The organism is Pantoea sp. EKM103V (genome assembly GCF_011800365.1).
In the GTDB taxonomy this organism is placed as follows: Bacteria; Pseudomonadota; Gammaproteobacteria; order Enterobacterales; family Enterobacteriaceae; genus Pantoea; species Pantoea anthophila.
Window position 1 is genome coordinate 1 of the sequence record NZ_JAALFQ010000059.1, and the last position, 292, is coordinate 292.

The 292-nt window shown below is 59.9% G+C and carries 1 protein-coding gene; it reads right to left on the bottom strand.

Annotated features, from left to right (window positions below; all coding sequences use genetic code 11):
• The coding region (locus HFD97_RS22100; RefSeq protein WP_167434920.1) for a hypothetical protein at positions 1-274 on the bottom strand (274 nt) is incomplete at its 3' end.
• Between the last annotated feature and the right edge of the window lie 18 nt (positions 275-292).

The following is a 292-nucleotide window of genomic DNA, read 5'->3' on the forward strand; positions in this document are numbered from 1 at the left end:
GGTAACCGGTGTCGTACTCATACAGCGCCAGCGGCCAGCCGTTGTGCAGGTAAACGATCGCCGCTTCAGGCTCCTCCATGGGCTCCTCCAGCGCATTGAGCTCAGCCAGCTGCGCACCATTAACTCCGCTGATGCCGGTGAACACGCCGTGCCTGTGCAGGTGATCGTACAGATCGCGAAACTGCGCCGGACTGAGCGCCCCGCCCTGCTTTTCCGCGCATGTTTTGGGAGATTCTGGCGTGGCGGTTTTGACGTTGACGTTCTGTGTGTTCATGGCATTTCTCCTGCTCAG